The sequence below is a fragment of the Streptomyces sp. BI87 genome, from assembly GCF_025957665.1.
Classification (GTDB): Bacteria; Actinomycetota; Actinomycetes; order Streptomycetales; family Streptomycetaceae; genus Streptomyces; species Streptomyces albidoflavus.
In genome coordinates, this window is sequence record NZ_CP110079.1 from 6779367 (window position 1) to 6795081 (window position 15715).

14 protein-coding genes are annotated in these 15715 nt (G+C 67.1%); 8 read left to right on the forward strand and 6 right to left on the reverse strand.

All coding sequences use genetic code 11. From position 1 onward, the window contains the following. The first annotated feature begins 47 nt into the window (after positions 1–47). A complete protein-coding gene (locus OIM89_RS29755; RefSeq protein WP_226964866.1) occupies positions 48–683 on the forward strand; it encodes a DUF6461 domain-containing protein in 636 nt (211 codons plus the stop codon). Between the two features lie 78 nt (positions 684–761). Continuing rightward, positions 762–1570, forward strand: a protein-coding gene (locus tag OIM89_RS29760) for an IS5 family transposase (protein WP_226964865.1) whose coding sequence is annotated in 2 segments (ribosomal slippage) — positions 762–1101 and positions 1101–1570 — 810 coding nt in all. Because the reading frame shifts where the segments join, the coding sequence is not laid out codon by codon here. A gap of 613 nt (positions 1571–2183) precedes the next feature. On the opposite strand, the gene OIM89_RS29765 is transcribed toward OIM89_RS29760, so the two are convergent. Together OIM89_RS29765 and OIM89_RS29770 are read right to left on the reverse strand one after the other, a co-directional pair. Beyond that, positions 2184–2690, reverse strand: a complete 507-nt coding sequence (locus tag OIM89_RS29765) for an integrase (protein ID WP_226964864.1) — start codon at positions 2688–2690, stop codon at positions 2184–2186. Positions 2691–2702: 12 nt separating this feature from the next. After that, positions 2703–3233: a hypothetical protein gene (locus OIM89_RS29770; RefSeq protein ID WP_226964863.1), complete on the reverse strand. Its 531-nt coding sequence runs from the start codon at positions 3231–3233 to the stop codon at positions 2703–2705. Positions 3234–3506: 273 nt separating this feature from the next. Between OIM89_RS29770 and OIM89_RS29775 the strand changes: the two genes are divergently transcribed. Next, the gene (locus OIM89_RS29775) at positions 3507–3857 is read left to right on the forward strand and encodes a hypothetical protein (RefSeq protein ID WP_226964862.1); all 351 of its coding nucleotides are present in this window, start codon (positions 3507–3509) and stop codon (positions 3855–3857) included. Between the two features lie 35 nt (positions 3858–3892). On the opposite strand, the gene OIM89_RS29780 is transcribed toward OIM89_RS29775, so the two are convergent. Continuing rightward, a protein-coding gene (locus tag OIM89_RS29780) for an IS5 family transposase (protein ID WP_151168484.1) occupies positions 3893–4773 on the reverse strand; the annotation gives its coding sequence in 2 pieces (ribosomal slippage) (positions 3893–4413 and positions 4413–4773; 882 coding nt in all). Between the two features lie 169 nt (positions 4774–4942). Here OIM89_RS29780 and OIM89_RS29785 point away from each other — a divergent pair. After that, positions 4943–5332, forward strand: a complete 390-nt coding sequence (locus tag OIM89_RS29785) for a hypothetical protein (protein ID WP_226964860.1) — start codon at positions 4943–4945, stop codon at positions 5330–5332. Between the two features lie 19 nt (positions 5333–5351). Here OIM89_RS29785 and OIM89_RS29790 read toward each other — a convergent pair whose 3' ends face one another. Beyond that, a complete protein-coding gene (locus OIM89_RS29790) occupies positions 5352–6470 on the reverse strand; it encodes an IS630 family transposase (protein WP_319643960.1) in 1119 nt (372 codons plus the stop codon). A gap of 249 nt (positions 6471–6719) precedes the next feature. On the opposite strand from OIM89_RS29790, the gene OIM89_RS29795 reads away from it, so the two are divergent. Next, a complete protein-coding gene (locus tag OIM89_RS29795; RefSeq protein ID WP_226964858.1) occupies positions 6720–6911 on the forward strand; it encodes a hypothetical protein in 192 nt (63 codons plus the stop codon). Positions 6912–7915: 1004 nt separating this feature from the next. On the opposite strand, the gene OIM89_RS29800 is transcribed toward OIM89_RS29795, so the two are convergent. Continuing rightward, positions 7916–8527 (reverse strand): hypothetical protein, encoded by a 612-nt coding sequence (locus OIM89_RS29800; protein ID WP_153054927.1) that lies wholly within the window; start codon positions 8525–8527, stop codon positions 7916–7918. Then, positions 8517–11630 carry an RHS repeat-associated core domain-containing protein gene (locus tag OIM89_RS29805; protein WP_226965599.1) on the reverse strand — a complete coding sequence of 1038 codons (3114 nt, stop codon included), beginning with the start codon at positions 11628–11630 and terminating at the stop codon, positions 8517–8519. Before OIM89_RS29805 ends, OIM89_RS29800 begins: the two co-directional genes overlap by 11 nt. Before the next feature lie 75 nt (positions 11631–11705). Between OIM89_RS29805 and OIM89_RS29810 the strand changes: the two genes are divergently transcribed. The 3 genes from OIM89_RS29810 (at position 11706) to OIM89_RS29820 (ending at position 15384) form a co-directional block, all read left to right on the forward strand. After that, the gene (locus OIM89_RS29810; RefSeq protein ID WP_226964857.1) at positions 11706–12890 is read left to right on the forward strand and encodes a terpene synthase family protein; all 1185 of its coding nucleotides are present in this window, start codon (positions 11706–11708) and stop codon (positions 12888–12890) included. Next, positions 12887–13927, forward strand: coding sequence for a polyprenyl synthetase family protein (locus tag OIM89_RS29815; RefSeq protein ID WP_051727311.1), 1041 nt, complete (start codon positions 12887–12889; stop codon positions 13925–13927). Before OIM89_RS29810 ends, OIM89_RS29815 begins: the two co-directional genes overlap by 4 nt. Positions 13928–14016: 89 nt before the next feature. Then, positions 14017–15384 carry an acyltransferase domain-containing protein gene (locus OIM89_RS29820; protein WP_175458391.1) on the forward strand — a complete coding sequence of 456 codons (1368 nt, stop codon included), beginning with the start codon at positions 14017–14019 and terminating at the stop codon, positions 15382–15384. Positions 15385–15715 lie beyond the last annotated feature (331 nt).

Sequence of the window (15715 nt, forward strand, 5' to 3'; positions counted from 1 at the left end):
CCCGAAGGCCGGCATCACGGCGGCCACCGTGGTGAAAGGGCGCCTCGATGGAGAGGGAATACACGGAGAACGGGCTGCGCTGGCTGGCCGATGCCTACAGCGCCGGCTTCACGCTCACCCTCGGCGAGGGCCTCTCGCCGTACGAACTCCTGCGCCACGTCGGCGCGCAGGACCGCCACATCGTCCCTCTCACGCGCTCCGCTGCGTACGAGCTGCTGCTGAGGGCCCGCGAGGACCACGTCAGTGAGCTCGCCTTCCTGGACTGGGAGGACGAAACAGCAGTCGGCCGGCTGACAAGCACCGGCTTTCTGCCCGCTCCTCCGGGCACCATCGTCCGAGCGGGCTCGGCCGGTGGCTGGGCGTACGCGCTGGAGGAGTTCGGGTGCCGGACGGGCCAGTACCTCGCCGCGCTGTCCGAGCGGGGGCGTGCGTTCTGCGTGCACCGCAGCGCGAAGGGCTTCAGCCGCGTCAGCCAAGCGTACCGCGGCGATGCGGTGACATCCTTCGAGCCTGGCCTGCCGCACCTCACGGACGGCGTTCCGGCCGAGGTGTCGCTCGGTTACCGGGACGTTGGTGACGAGCTGGGCGATGTCGCGTTCCTGCGGTTCCTGGAGAGTGAACTCGGCATCCACCTCTCCTGGGAGGAGACGGAGGCAGAGCTCCCGGCAGCCGCTTTCGCCTGACCGCGCCTTCTGATCGTTTCAGAATGAGTTTGGCTGCGGGTCTTGTGCTCGGCGATCTTGGTCGGCAGTGTGTCCGGGATGCGTGCTGATCTTGTTCCTGACGACCTGTGGGAGCGGGTTGCTCCGCTGCTGCCACGTGCTCCTGAACGGCGCCACCGTTACCCCGGACGGCTGCGTGTTCCCGACCGGGCGGCACTCGCCGGCGTCATGTATGTGCTGCGGACCGGTGTCGCCTGGCGCGACGTCCCCGCGGAGACCGTGGGCTGCTCGGGGGTGACGGCCTGGCGCCGGCTGCGGGACTGGACCGAGGCCGGTGTCTGGCCCCGCCTGCACGCCATCCTGCTGAGTGAGCTGCGCCGCGCCGGCCTGCTGGACCTGGACGACTGCGCCGTGGACGGGTCCCATGTCCGGGCTCTCAAAGGGGGGATCACACCGGGCCCTCGCCCGTCGACCGCGCCCGTCCCGGCTCAATACATCATGTGATCGTCGACCGCCACGGAACTCCGCTGGCCGTCACACTCACCGGCGGCAACCGGCACGACGTCACCCAGCTTCTGCCTCTGCTGGACGCGGTCCCACCGATCCGGGGTCTGCGAGGACGCCCCCGCCGAAAACCCCGGCGTCTGTATGCCGACCGGGGCTACGACTTCGACAAGTACCGCCGCCTGCTGTGGAAGCGCGGCGTTAAACCGGTGATCGCCCGACGCGGTGTCGCCCACGGCTCAGGACTGGGCAAGGTGCGCTGGGTGGTCGAGCGCGCCTTCGCCTGGCTGCACCAGTTCAAACGGCTCCGCATCCGCTACGAGCGACGCGCCCATCTTCACCAAGGCCTGCTCGAACTGGCCTGCAGCCTCATATGCCTCCGCCGCCTGCGAACCTCATTCTGAAACGATCAGTTATCCGAACTCGTCCAGCGCAGGGGCGAGGTTGTAGTTGCCGACGTCTTCCTCACTGCGAGTAGTGGTTGTGAAGGATCACAGCGGCGGCTCGCAGGGCGTGTCGTGCGCCGCTGATGAAATGCCAGAGGGCGCCCGCAGGAGCGTGGAGCTGGCCCCGGTCTGGTCGGCCGACGGCAGTTGGTGGGAAGATGGCCGACATGACGATCACCAGAAAGGCCGATGCCGCGTAGACGGCCTGGCGGCGTCCGTACCGAGCTTTCGCGCCGGCCCCGGATGCAAGACGACATCACGACCATCCATGGTCTGTCCTCGGCAGCACTCGCTGAAGTTCGACGGATAGAACGCCAAAAGAAGTACCTGCGGCCGGGCTCGATCGGGTCGGCCATGGTGCGCTGGCGCAGCTTCGTCCACCAGCCGAACCGTCGCTTGTGGGACTACGAGAGCGGCGGCTGCACGGAATGGTCCTGCTGCGGAGACCCCTGGCAGGCCCGTGAGCACCTCGAAGCAGTGATGCTGTCGATGTCCCGACGACGGGCTCGCGAGCTCCGCAGCTTGGTTGAAGTCCTCGACAGACGCTACTGACGCGAAGCGGGCACCACCGTCACAGCTCGAGATCAAGGCGTCCGGCACTGCTGCGGAAGTCGGGCATACCGAGGTGGACGGTGGTGTGCCGCGCGGCGACGTCGCGCATCGTGGTGAGCTTCTGTTCGGCGGCGGCGAGGCTCGCCTCGATTGCTGCGACCTCGCCGAGCCAGCCCTGTTCCTTGGCCTCGCTGAGCCGGTCGCCCAGCTTGGCGTGGATCTCCTGCAGCCGGGGCATCTGCGCCGGGTCGGGCCGCAAGGCGGGGCAGCGGATGCAGGCGTGCTCGTGGACGCACGGGGCGCCGAAGTCGCGTGCGCACACACCCAGGGCGACCTTCCGCAGTTCGAAGTGGTCCAGAAAGTCGCGCCACTCCTGGGCAGTGGGTTCGCGGTACTCCTCGCTGGGCCGCAGTGAACGGCGGCAGGCGATGAAGGCCCGGTGGTGGGTGATGACGTCCTCGGGGTAGATCGCTGATGGTGGAGTCGGGTATTGGAACTCTTGGAATGCCTCGTGCGCGGTACCCATCGGCGGGGTCGATCAGCTGCGTTCGATGGCAGAGTGGCGCTTGGTCTCGTCGGTGAAGACCGCGGTGGCTCGATGGAGCCGTTCGAGGAACGGGGTCAGGGACGGGGCTGCGAGCTCGAACTCGTCGAACCATGACGCTGTGGTGGATCGGTGAACCTGCCCGCTCTGATCGAGAGCGAAGAGGATGCCTCTGCCGTCGCTGCCGAACACGATGCCGGTGCGATCGTCAGCCAGGCGCACTGGTCCGTATGCGGCGAGGTGGTCGAGCACAAGGTCGGGCGAATGGATGAAGTATCCGTGGTCGATATCGGGCAGCTGCAGCTCGGCGATTGAGGAGTAGAAGATGACCAGGGCCGCGGGGACGGCGACATCTTCCAGTCGCGCGGCCATGGCTCGGCTTTGGTCGTCGGCCACGAGAACGTCGTTGTCGCCTGCTGGGTAGCCGTAGGCGGTCTCGAAGTGGGCGAGGGTCTGCTGGAGCATGGCGCTGATCTCGTGTTGCCAGTTGGCGAGCCAGCCGGATGAGAGGTCCGAGGTGGTCATGGGGTGCCCTGTTCTGTGTCGTGAGCGGAGGGGTTGGTGAGCGGGGCTGAGCGTCGGCTGACCTCGGCGGCGTAGGCGCCCCAGTCTCCGGCGGCGGCTCGCTGCAATTTGACGGCGACGCTGATGTGGATGCCGAGGGTGCGGGCGAGGACGCGTCTCGGCGAGCCGGATGCCGAGCTTGCGGAGCCTTTCGCCCATGGCCCAGGCGCTGATCGGTCGGCCCGGCTGGCCGCCGGGGAAGAGCCAGGGGGAGTCGGTCTGGGCGAGGACCGCGTGGCTGCGGCGGGCGGCCACCTGTTCCAGGGCCAGCTCGGCGATGGGGCCGGGCAAGGTGACCGCGACGTCGCCGAGGCGGATGCGGACGGCCCCGTCCGTCTTCTCGACGTGCGCGGTGGTCAGCCGGGAGATCGCCGCTGGCCACTGGGCATAGAGGAGCAACAACAGGCCAGCCAGGCGGTCTTCGGTCCGGATGGTGTCGTCGTGCAGCAGACGACGGGCGGTGGCTCAGCGGGCATCGTCGTCCATGGCCTGGGATGGGCCGTTCCACTTCACGGCCGGGAAGCTGAGGTCCCGGGCGATCCTCTGGGCGAGGGCCCAGCGCACGAAGTGGCCAGCCTCCCTTAGAAGTTGAGCTTCGTCGCTAGGCACTGTCCGGCGGATCATGGGCGGAGCCATAAGCGGACTGCCGCTGCGGTGACCGTGCCGTGGAAGACGTAGGCCCGCTTGTCGTAACGGGTGGCGACCGCGCGGGAGTTCTTGAGTCGGTTGATGGTCCGTTCGACCTCGTTGCGCCGCCGGTAGCGCTCGCGGTCGAAGCCGGCGGGTCTGCCGCCAGCGCTGCCTCTGCGCCGACGGTTGGCCCGCTGGTCCCTCGGCTCGGGGATCGTGTGCTTGATGCGCCGTCTTCGCAGGTAGCGGCGATTTCGGCGGGAGCTGTAGGCCTTGTCGCCGCTGACATGGCCGGGCCTGGTCCGGGGCCGCCCGACCAGCGGGCGGGGAACCCGGATCCGGTCCAGGACCTCGATCATCTGCGGGGCGTCACCCCACTGCCCTGGAGTGATCAGTAGAGCCATGGGGCGGCAGCCGCCTTCACCGGCGAGGTGGATCTTGGAGGTCAGACCGCCCCGGGACCGTCCGAGTCCCTCATCGGGGCGGTGGTGCCGGGGCGTCGTCCTTTTTTCGGGACCCGCGGCCTGGCCTTGCGGGCGCCGGCCGCGTGCTGGTGGGCCCGGCAGGACGTCGAGTCGACGCCGACCATGCTCCAGTCGATCCGCCCGGCGAGGTCGGCGTCGGCCTGGACCGCCTGCAGGAGCCGGTCCCAGGTGCCATCCGCCGACCAGCGGCGATGCCGCTCGTAGACGGTCTTCCACGAGCCATAGCGTTCCGGCAGGTCACGCCACGGAACACCGGTGCGGACCCGGAACAGGATCCCGTTGAGCACGGTCCGATGATCGTTCCACCGGCCGCCCCGACCGCCCGGCGAAGGCAGATGCGGCTCCAGCAGCGACCACTCGCGATTCGTCAGATCCCCCCGACCCATGCCCCAACCAACGAGCGACCGGTCGGGAAGTCACATGATCCGCCGGACAGTGCCTAGTGCTGTGACCGCGAAGGTTCACCGGGTCCGGGCGGTCAGGGTGAGCTCCGAGTTGGGAGGCCGGTCGGTGGTGTAGCAGACTGTCGTGCCCCGGCTCTGCGACGATTGCTGAGTGAGCAAGCAAGAGCGGGACGCATTGACCAAGTCTGAAGAAGCCTTCATGGTCAATTCTTATGAGATCGACATCCTGGCTGGTGTCTGGGGAGATCTCGACGAAGCCGACCAGTCCCGACCGGTCAACGAGCTGGCGGGAGTCTTGCTCGCTCTCATCGATCGTGGGTGGATCGAGGTCCGCCGACTCGCGCCGTGGACCTCCCCCTCCGGGGAGAACGGCGTCCAGTCCGGCGAGCTGGTGCCTCGTGATCAGCTTCCGGCGATTCTCGAAGACGCGGCCAACTGGGAGTATCCCGAAGACGGGAACTGGATTGGCGCGTTGACCCTGGTCGAGACCGAAGCGGGAAAGAAGATCACTCGTCTTCCTCCCGAGGAGACGGCCGAGTAGGCCGTCATGGCGGGAAGCCTCAGGCCGCCGCCAACGGTCGGCCGCCCCAACGGAGGCCCTTCTGGCTGCGGATGCGGGCTCGTTCGCGGCGTTGGGCGGCCAGGAGGTCGGGGTGGCGGGCGTTGGCATTGCGCCAGCGCAGATAGCGGTGCAGCTCGCGGGTCTGAACGGTGTGGTTGGGGTGGTTTGAGTTGGCCAGGGTGAACTGCCGCAGCGGCCCGAAGTGCGCCTCGATCGGATTGGCCCAGGAGGCGTTCGTCGGGGTGAAGCACAGCTCGACGTTGTTCTTCCACGCCCACCGGCGGATCTTGGCGCCCTTGTGGGCGGAGAGGTCGTCCATGATCACGTAGATCGGGGCGCCGTCGGGGCGGGCAGCACGGATGGACCTGAGCGCGGCCAGGCTGTTGGTAGTGCCCTTGCGGCGGCGGTTGACACCCCAGAGGGTGTCGTCGCCGATGGAGTAGCAGCCGTGGAAGTAGGTCACGCCGTGGGTGCGGTGGTAGATCGCCGGGACCCGGTCGGGCCGGCCCTGCTCGGCCCAGCAGGATCCGACGGTCGGGCGTATGCCGAGCGGCCCGAACTCGTCGAACGCGAAAACGCGGTCAGGGAAATGGTCCATGACGTGCTCGATCCGGTCCAGCTTGGCATCGCGGTCAGGATCGGTGGACTCTTTCCAGGTCTTGGTCCGCTGGAAGGTGACGCCGCGTCGGGCGAGCAAGCAGCGCAGGGCCTCGCGACCGATGCGGATCACCCGCCCGTGGACTCTGCGGAGGTATGCGGCGAGCTTGCGGATCGACCAGCGGGTGAAGGGCTGGGCGAGCTTGGCCGGGCGGGTGGTGGCCGTCTGAACGACGAAGTCCTCGTCCTCAAGACTGAGTTGGCGGGGACGGCCTCCCGCCCACTGAGGGTCCAGACAGGCCAGGCCGATCTCGTTGAAGCGGTGAATGACGTCGCGCACGGTGTCCTCGTCGGCCGCCACCAGCTGGGCGATCACCGGCACGCGGTTCCCGCCGGCCGAGGCCAACAGCATCATCGCGCGCCGGTAGCGCACCGAGCTGGTGTTGCCCCGCCGCACGATCTGCTGCAGCCGCTGCCCGTCCTGGTCGGTCAGTCTGCGCACACGGACAGGCTCGGCCACCGCACCTCCAGCAGTCGGATCGGACATCACCGCCCATCCAACCGCTGCGACCGCCAACCCGGCGAACCTATGCGGTCAGAGCACTAACGACCCCACCATCAACGACGTGACGCCGGGCCGAGGTCCAGCCAACTCGGCAGTGGCGGGTGGCGTTGTCACCGTCGGCACAGCGGCGCCAGGCCAGATTCCGGGTCTTGGTTTCACGGTTGTCAGTGGCAAATCGTCTTCCGGGGCTCTCGGCTCACCCACATGCACGACGAGGGCCGCCCCGTCGAGGAGAACCAGGAGTACGCCGACCATGCCGTGATCGAGACAACACTGCGCTATATCGCCGATGCGACTCCGCCACCCGCAAGGCATCCAGGGTCGTCAGTGACCCTCGCGTTCGACCGGCCCTCCGTGCATGCCAACACGATCCTCACCTGCAGCACCAGCGCCTGAGAGGCGGTCTGCTTGCACAACCAGCCCCACGATACCTGGCGTTCATGAGCGGACCATCCCAACGGCAACGGCAACGGCCCAGGTGCCAACCCCACCCTGCAGCCGACGTACAGTTCGAGGCTCTATCTGCCCTACCGTCGCCCTGCCCTGACAATCATTCGCCAGCCTCCGCCGCACATGGAGAGACCAATCACGGATAGTCCGGCAGCGCCTGCGATGAACTCTCCTTGGGATGACGGGTGCACTTCCCCACCCTGATAGAGCTCGCCCTTCCGTGGTCCGTAAGAGACGACGAACGCTGTCTCCCAGTCGCTGAGGATGGGGTCGCGGTTCGGGTCGCACTGAAACTCGGATTTGCGCAGTTCACCGTCCCACGGCGCGTTCCAAGCCACGTCGCACCTGCCATCGAGCTCTTCCCTCACCACTTTCAAGTCTATCTGCGGGTCATGTGTAGACAAATGAGTGCCCGTCAGGCTCAGTCCGAGCAGGACCAAGCCAAGAATTCCAGACCACAGAAACACAGGTCGTCGTCCGGACTGGAGTGTAAAGCCCGCACCAGGGATTTCACTAACGATCTTTACGTCGCGATTCCGCCACCCTTCTGCGATGACCGCCCCCGCGACTCCACCAATCAATCCGAAAAGTCCCAGAAGTATCCCGATCAAGCCGGCCGCGTCCCGGGCCACTCCCGGACCGAGAAAGCTTGCGCCTAGCGCAATGACCAGTATTCCAGATCCGGCACCTATCCCGAAAAACCCGCATCCGTACCGAAATGCGCCCCAGCCATTCATTGTGTAAATCCTCTGTTCGGCGTATGCGGTATAACACCCCCCGAGATTTGTCGACGAGGGCATATCGAGGTAGGGAGGTCTTAGCAGTGCGAGCCTTGGCATTTTTCAATGTGCACAAGCGGGCGGCCCGACCACCCTGAGGTTGGGTCGGGTCGCCCGCTGGAAGATGCGCGCCCGCAATTTAGCGGTCAGGTGGGGCCCGGGAAGCGGAGATCAATTGCCGAAGGCGTTTACCATCGCTCCCGTGAGCATGAGAACGATACCGAGGAGAAAAGCGATGTCCGCCACCCAGTCCCGCCTCACGAGGGTTCGCTTGACCGTTCTTGCCGCATCTTTTGCCGCTTCGCTCGCAGCGATAGGCCGCCGCGAAACGCCTTTCTGCTTGTTCGCGGCAATATGCTGCTGAATCTCTGGAACTACCCGTTCAGAGGTCTTGAAGAAGCGGTCCAGCAATGACCCGCCAAAGGAGGCCGCATGGAACTCTTTTCCTCCCGAGACTATTATCGCAACCGTGCCGCCGGGACTCAATCCCACTACCTTGATGACCCGGTAGGGGATTTCCCAGGAGCTAATCGGATTGGCGATGATCAAACTGTCTTTGAGTAGAAGAATATGAGAACTGGCAATCCGGCTCATGACTGCGAGCGTCCCCAACATTGCTCCTGGGGCGGCCCACAGGTTCGGATCACTCATGTCGCTGGAGAGTTTTACCGCCGTTGCGGCGGCCGCCCCCGAGAAGCCGACCGCAGGTATCCAGCGAAGAAATTTCCAACTTACCCTTTGGAGCTTCACCACACGATCCCCTGCACGGCTCTCAGCAGACATTGACCAGGTTTCCTGCACTGTACGATCCAGCACTGCAGAATCCGAAATTGAATCCTGCATTGATGGACAGATTCCCGCCGGTTGCCCCCCAGTCGCGGTGAACTTCGGTAACCCTGACTCGTCGCCCGCCTCCGACGCCTACCTCACCAGGAACCTTTGTCTTATAGCTCCGCGTGTTCTTCACGAATGGCCAACCCCAGACGGCATCATGTTTTGAGGCTCCCATTTTGCGGGCAAGCTTGTAGGCTGATCCGCCACCCGCCCCGACCCAGGCCAGATTCTTCCCCAGGGTGGCCCATTCCCAGGAGTCGTCCTTGATTCCTGTGATCGCAAACGATGTTCCGGCAATGCCTGCCCCTACAATCATGCAACCTCCCACAGTGGCGAAGACACACGCAGCGAAACCAGCAGCGGGAAGCACTCTGTTCTTCCACCCGTCCCAGGTGCCGAAAGTGCTCTTCCAGAAGCCGGCCTCCTTCTCGTTGTTCTTTGCCTGCTGTTCGGCATCCTCGCGCTGCTTCTTGAGTTCGGCCAGATGCCGCTTGTGTTCGGCATCCGCCTGGCGGCGGCGTTTTTCCCCGGCGCTGAGTTGGGAGGCGGTGTACTTGGTGGTGCCGCGGCCCTTTACGTAGGTGAACTTCACGCCGGTGGCCTGCTGCGTGTAGTAGTTCTTCGAGACCTTCCCGCCGACTGCCCGTGTCTGCTTTTCGTAGTTTTTGCCGAATTCCACCTTGGTGACGTTGCCGGTTCCGCCGGTTCTGCCGTTCGAGCAGTGGTACTGGCCTGAGACGCACTCTTCGTACGCTTCGCCCGTGGGGTCGGCGAAAGTGGTGGGGTTGTTGTTTCCGTACTGGTAGCCATTGTGCTGGGTCGGGTCGCCCGCCAGGAAAAGGGGGTCGACCGACAGGAAACGACCGGTGGCCGGGTCGTACTCACGAGCGCCGAGGTGTGTGTATCCGGTGGGGTCGCTGGTCCCGCCGAGAAACCCTCGGTCGCCGGGCCAGTCTGCCGAACCGGTGGATGACCGTGAGCCGCCGAAGGGCAGCTGCTTACGACGGGTCACAGTCTGACCGACACCGAAGGCGACGGCGGTCAGCGCGGTTGCCTGGTGGTCGCCGAAGAGGAACGAGAAGCCCGACGCGTTGCGCACGGCCACGGTCTCGCCGTCGTGCATGTAGTAACGCGTGGCCTCCTTTGCGCCGGCCGGGGTGACGGTCAGTTCGTTGCCGGCGGGCAGGTATGCCGTGGCCGAGCCGTCGGCCTGCTTGGTCTGCATACGGTTGCCGGACGAGTCGTAGAGGTACTCCGTAGTCTTGCCGTTCTCAGTGATCTTCTGCAGGTGGCCCTCTGGGTCCCAGTCCAGGGCCTGGTCATGGCTGCCTCCGGTCCGGGTCGTGGTGTTGCCCGCCTTGTCGTAGTCGAAGGACTCCGTGCCCGCGTCGCTGCCGCCGGCGGTGGTGACGCTGCTCAGTGAGTGAGGCCGGGCCTCGCCCGGTCCGGGTGTGGTGTAGGCGCTGGTCACGGTCTCGGTACCGCCGGTGGCGTGCTGCACCTGCTTGGTGCGGTTGCCGGCGTCGTCGTAGCTGTAGGTGTGCCAGTACGAGTCCGGGCCCCCGACCGTGCCGGCGCTTGGTGCGCCGTTGCAGGCGTCTTTCGGGTCCTTGGTCGTCCACGCCTGTGTGAGGCGCCGCAGGGAATCGATGTCGAAGCACTGTGTGTCGGTGCTCGCTGAGTCGCCCTGGCCCGCGGTGGAGGAGACGCGGGTGACGTTGCCGGCGGGGTCGTAGCCGTACCGGGTGTCGTCGATGCGCAGGGCCACGTCGCCGTCAATGGTCCGGCGGTTCAGCAGCCCGGTGTGCTCGTCGAATTCGCTGGTTCTGTAGACCTTGCGGCCCAGGACCCCGTACTCGGTACGCACGGGCCGGGCGAAGACGTCGTAAGCCGTGTTGTTGACCAGGGTGACCTGTCCGGCGGTGGTCTTGACCGGCAAGTCGCCTTCGCCGTAGACCGTGGTCACCCGTTCGGAGGGCAGGTTGCCGATGGCCGGGTGCAGTACCCATTCCGTGGCGCCGGTGTAAGCGTTGTAGCCGAACTTCCAGCTGTAGCTGCCCGCGAGATCCCCTGCCGAGGACGGCAGAGTCGTCGTGGACTGCGTGACCTGGTATCGGTCGTCGTAGCTGTTGATCTTGGTGGAGTACGGCTTGCCGTCGACGTATCGGGTGTCGTCGGCGGGCTGGCCCTTCGCGACAGTGTCGTAGGACCAGGCCGCGCGCAGGGTGTTGCCCTCCTTTAGCTGGGTGGCACGGCCCAGGGTGTCGTAAACAGTGGTCAGGGTGGTGCCGCGAGCGTCGGTGACGCTGACCGGCCGGTCGGAGGTGTCGTAGGTGGTGCTGCTGCGGCCCTTGTCCGGGTCGACCGACTCGGTCTGGCGGCCCCGGTGGTCATGGACCCAGGTCCACTCCGTGCCCCTCGGGTTGGTGATCTTCGCGAGGTATCCGCGAGTGTTGTAGGTGTATTTGGTGGCCAGGTAGTCGTTGCGGTCGGTGTCGGTGTAGGAGCGCTTCTCGGTCGTACGGCCCAGCGCGTCGGTCAGCGTGGTGGTCGCGGTGCCGCCCTTGGGCGGGATGACCGTGGTGCGGTCGCCGCCGTACTGGCTGGTGGTACGGCGCGTCTCGTCGCCGTAGCGCAGCGAGAGCGCGGCGGTCGTGCGGCCGGCGCCGTCGAAGCGGATCTCGGTTGCCGCCGGCACCTTGGTGTCGTCACCGGTGACCAGGGTGGCGGTCGGTGCCCCCTCCGCGTAGTAGGGGCTGTATGCCTTCCATGCCTGCCCGCGTGTGTCGTAGAACGTCTCACTGACCACTCGGCCCTTGCCGCCGGTGCCAAGCGCCGTCGACTGGGCCTCGCGTTCGCGCAGCAGACCGTCGTAGAAGGTGTACGATGACTCGTACTCACCGTTGCGGTTGATGGTCTTGTTGGTGGTCACTGTGGGCTTGGTGCGGGTGACGCTGTAGGCGAACTGTGCCGAGGGCGTCTTGGGGTGGTCTGCCTTGGACCACGCGGGCTCCCATGCCTTGGTCAGACGTCCCAGGGCGTCGTACTCCATGTCGGTGCGCTTGCCGTTGGGGTCGACGGTGGCCGTGGTGACGCTGCGCAGCGGGTCGCTGATGTCGGTCGTGACATGTCCGAGGTCGTTGGTGGTGACCGTCTTGGTCGGTTCCTGGCCGGTGGCCGGAGTGTGGGCGACGGTGGTCGTTGCGCCGGCGGCGTCGGTGGCCTTGGTCTGGCGTCCGTAGGCGTCGTACTCGGCGGTGGACGTGGTCACGAAACCGGTCCCGGCTCCGTTCTGTTCCTGCTCCTTCGTGATATCGCCCTTGGTGGGAGCGGTGCTTGTGTCGTTGGCGCCGTCGTAGAAGGTGCGGGTGGCCGACATCAGGTCGCCTGGCAGCGAAGGCGTGGTGCCGCAGGGCTTGGCCACCGTTCGTGTTTCGGACACCAGGTCCAGCAGGTTGATGCCGGTGTTGCGGTGGTAATCAGTGGTGGTGCACCGCTCGTCCCCCGTCTTGGCGGTGTCGCCACTCTCGGAGACGGAGTCGACCATGCCGTAGGAGTCGAAGGTGCGGGTCGTCTCGGTGGTGCGAGGCGTGCCGCTGCCGGCGATGGTGGTGCGAGTCTCTTCCTTCTTCACGCCGGTGTGCCGGGCGTCCTTCCGCCGGCGGTCGCTTCCCTGGCCGACCTCTGGCAGCGTACCGCTTCCGGAGCGTCTGCTCACTGGCGCCGCCGGTTCATCCAGCACCTCGAGGACTGCCTGCTCACGGCCACGGTGTGGGAGGGCGGCAACCGCATCCGTGGCATCGTCCCCGATGAGGCGACGTATATCGAGAACAGGCGGCACACCGGCGCCATCTACGTCTGTATGGACCTCATCGACATCGTCGAACACCTCGATGTTCCCGAGGAGCTCTACGACAGCCCGGAGTTCACCGCGGCGCTGAACGCCGCCTGTAACGTGGTCTGCTGGACCAACGACGTGTACTCCCTCGACAAGGAACGCTCGCTGGGCGAGGTCCACAACCTCGCCTACCTCGCGGAGTACCACCGCGGCCTCGACCGGGAAACCGCCCTGGCCCAGGTGTGCGCCGAGACCTCCGCCGAGACCGAGCTCTTCCTGGCCGCCGAGGAGTCGCTCCTGGCGGCTTACCCCGGCCGGACCGCGCTCCTCACCCCCTACCTCTCCGGCATGCGGACCTGGATACGCGGCAACCTCGACTGGTCGAGGCGGACCAAGCGCTACCAGACCGCCACCGAGCCCCAGGTCCTCCCCGCCGAGTACATCGAGCGGACCCTCATAGGAGCGGACCGGTGACCGTCATACTGGCCCCCGGCACGGCCGACGCGTGGGCCCTGCTGAGCCGCTACCGGCAGCTCACCGGCCCCCGCCTCGAAAGCGCCGTCCAACGGCTGGCCGAACCGGTACGCACGGTCGCCCGCTACCACTTCGGCTGGTGCGACGCGGACGGCACCCCCGCACAGGACGGCTGGGGCAAGGGCGTCCGCGGAGCCCTCGTCCTCGCCGCAGCCCAGGCCGTCGGCGGCCCCGCCGACCAGGCGCTCAGCGGCGCCGCCGCCGTGGAACTGGTCCATAACTTCTCCCTGCTCCACGACGACCTGATGGACCGGGACCGCACCCGGCGCGGCCGCCCCACGGCATGGACCGTCTTCGGCGAGGCCCAGGCCGTACTCGCCGGCGACGCACTGCTCGCCCTTGCCCTGGACGTCCTGGCGAGCGCCCCGCCCCCGCCCGACGGAGCCTCCGCGACCCGGGAACTCTGCCAGGCGCTCCTCGACCTGGTCGCGGGGCAGGGCTCGGACATGGCTTTCGAGAGCCGCGAGGACGTCGGGCTCCAGGAGTGCCTGACGATGGCGGCGGGCAAGACCGCCTCCCTCCTCGCCGGAGCCTGTGCCCTCGGCGCCCTGTCGGCCGAAGGCACGACCGCCCAGGTCAGTGCCTTGCGCGGCTTCGGTCACCACGTGGGCATGGTCTTCCAACTGGTCGACGACCTGCTCGGTATCTGGGGTGACCCACGGGCCACCGGCAAGGTCACCGGCACCGACCTGAGCCGCCGCAAGAAGTCCCTCCCCGTGGTGGCCGCCCTGCACAGCGGCACGGCCGCCGGCAGCCGCCTCGCCGACCTCTACCGCCGCCCCGCCCCGATGGACGACGCCGAGGTCGCCCTGGCCGCCCGGCTCGTCGAGGAGGCGGGCGGCAGGCGCTGGGCGGAGCACGAGGCCGCAAACCAGTGGGAGCGCGCCAGAGCAGAGCTACGCGAAGCCGGCCTCCACCCCGAAGCCACCCGCGGCCTGCTGACCCTCGCCGAACTGATCACCCACCGAGACCGCTGAACGACACCGGGAGCGGTCTGCGCGCCGCGCGCCGTATGCCTTCACCGCATCCGGATGACCGGGATGACCGCATGACCGAGGGGGAGTACATGACCAGTACCGCGAGCATCGAGACCGCACCCGCACCCGTACCCACATCAGCTCCACCGACCACCGGCCCCGCTCCGGAACGCCGTCTCCTCCTGCCGGTGGCCGCCGACACCGAAGAGCACCTGCGCGCCACCGTGCACGACCTAGCCGAGCGGCTGCGTACAGGCGCCCTGGACCCGGCCACGCTGCCCGCGGTCCACGGCTCCGGCCGCCACAGGACCGTAGCCGTCGCGGACGGCCCCGCCGACACCGAAGACCTCCGGAAGAACCTGCTCGCCCGGCTGGAGACCCGCCCCCTGCCCACCACCGGCAAACTCCCCGCCCTGGCCTTCCTCTTCTCCGGCGGAGGCCCCCAGTGGATGGGCCTGGGCCGCGCCCTGACGACCGAGCCGACGTTCCGCGCCACACTGGAAGAGTGCGACCGTGCCGTACACAGGGTCACCGGCTGGTCGGTCATCGACAAGCTCCTCGCCGACGACGGCGAAACCCTCCCCGCCGCCGAGGTGATCCAGCCCCTCCTCTTCTCCGTACAGACCGCCCTGGCCCGCACCCTCCAGGCGTGGGGCCTGAGAAGCGACCTCATCCTGGGAGCGAGCATCGGAGAGGCCGCCGCAGTGGTCGCCGCCGGCGTCCTGTCCCTGGAGGAAGGCGCCAGACTGATCGCCACCTGGTCCGCCCTGGTCCAGGAACGAGCCTCGGGCCACGGTGCCCTCACCGTCTGCGACATGCCCCTGGCCGACGCCGAACAGCTCAGCGCCGACAGCGGCGGCCGCGTCTTCGTCGCCAGCCACCTCGCCCCCACCCAGGTGTGCATCTCCGGAACCCCGGACGGCGTCGCCGAAGCCGAACGAGAACTGGCCACCCGAGGAATCCGCACCCTCCCCACCACCGTCGACTACGCCGGCCACAGCCCCCTCCTCACCGACCTGGGCCCGGAACTGATCCGCCGCCTGGGCACCCTCCCCACCCGAGACCCCCACATCGCCTACTGGTCCACGGTCACCCACGGCTTCATCGAAGGCGCCGCCCTCGACGCGCCCTACTGGGTACGCAACATGTGCGAGCCCACCCTCCTGGAGGAAGGCATCCGCCACCTCACAGCCCAGCAACCCCTACGCCTGGTCGAGGTCACCCCGCACCCAGTCGCCATGTACTCCGTCCAACAGACCCTGAACGCCCACAACGCCACCGACACCCAGATCCTGACGGCATCTCACCGAGACCAGCCCCCACGCCAGGGCCTGGAAGACCTCGTAGCCAACCTCTGGTGCGAGGGCTACGACGTGAACTGGGCAGCAGTAAGAGCAAGTGACTCAGCTGGCGCCCCCATGCCCGACCTACTGGAACCAGTGGCAACGTCCCCCTAATTCCACATGCTGCATCACCCAACCTCACCTACAGATCCCGAAAACACACCCAAAAGCCCGTCCGCTAACCCTCACCCCTGTGCTGCATTTCCAGCCCCGAGGCGCAGCACAGGGCTGAGGCAGCGACCGGTTTCTTTTGCTTCTCGGAGCGCAGCGGAGAAGCCCCGCAGAGCGGGGAGGAGCGCAGCGACCGTGTTCCTTTAGTACCCGGAGCGCAGCGGAGGGTACTCCTGCAGAGCAGGGGAGGGAGCGCAGCGACCGTGTTCCTTTAGCACCCGGAGCGCAGCGGAGGGTGCTCCCCGCGGAGCGGGGAGGAGCGCAGCGACCGGTT

Coding starts and splice junctions, on each gene's coding strand:
- OIM89_RS29755 (WP_226964866.1), top strand. CDS start 48: ATGGAGAGGGAATACACGGAGAACGGGCTGCGCTGGCTGGCCGATGCC.
- OIM89_RS29765 (WP_226964864.1), bottom strand. CDS start 2,690: ATGGGTACCGCGCACGAGGCATTCCAAGAGTTCCAATACCCGACTCCA.
- OIM89_RS29770 (WP_226964863.1), bottom strand. CDS start 3,233: ATGACCACCTCGGACCTCTCATCCGGCTGGCTCGCCAACTGGCAACAC.
- OIM89_RS29795 (WP_226964858.1), top strand. CDS start 6,720: ATGCACGACGAGGGCCGCCCCGTCGAGGAGAACCAGGAGTACGCCGAC.
- OIM89_RS29800 (WP_153054927.1), bottom strand. CDS start 8,527: ATGTCTGCTGAGAGCCGTGCAGGGGATCGTGTGGTGAAGCTCCAAAGG.
- OIM89_RS29805 (WP_226965599.1), bottom strand. CDS start 11,630: ATGGAGTACGACGCCCTGGGACGTCTGACCAAGGCATGGGAGCCCGCG.
- OIM89_RS29810 (WP_226964857.1), top strand. CDS start 11,706: ATGTCCGAGGTCGTTGGTGGTGACCGTCTTGGTCGGTTCCTGGCCGGT.
- OIM89_RS29820 (WP_175458391.1), top strand. CDS start 14,017: ATGACCAGTACCGCGAGCATCGAGACCGCACCCGCACCCGTACCCACA.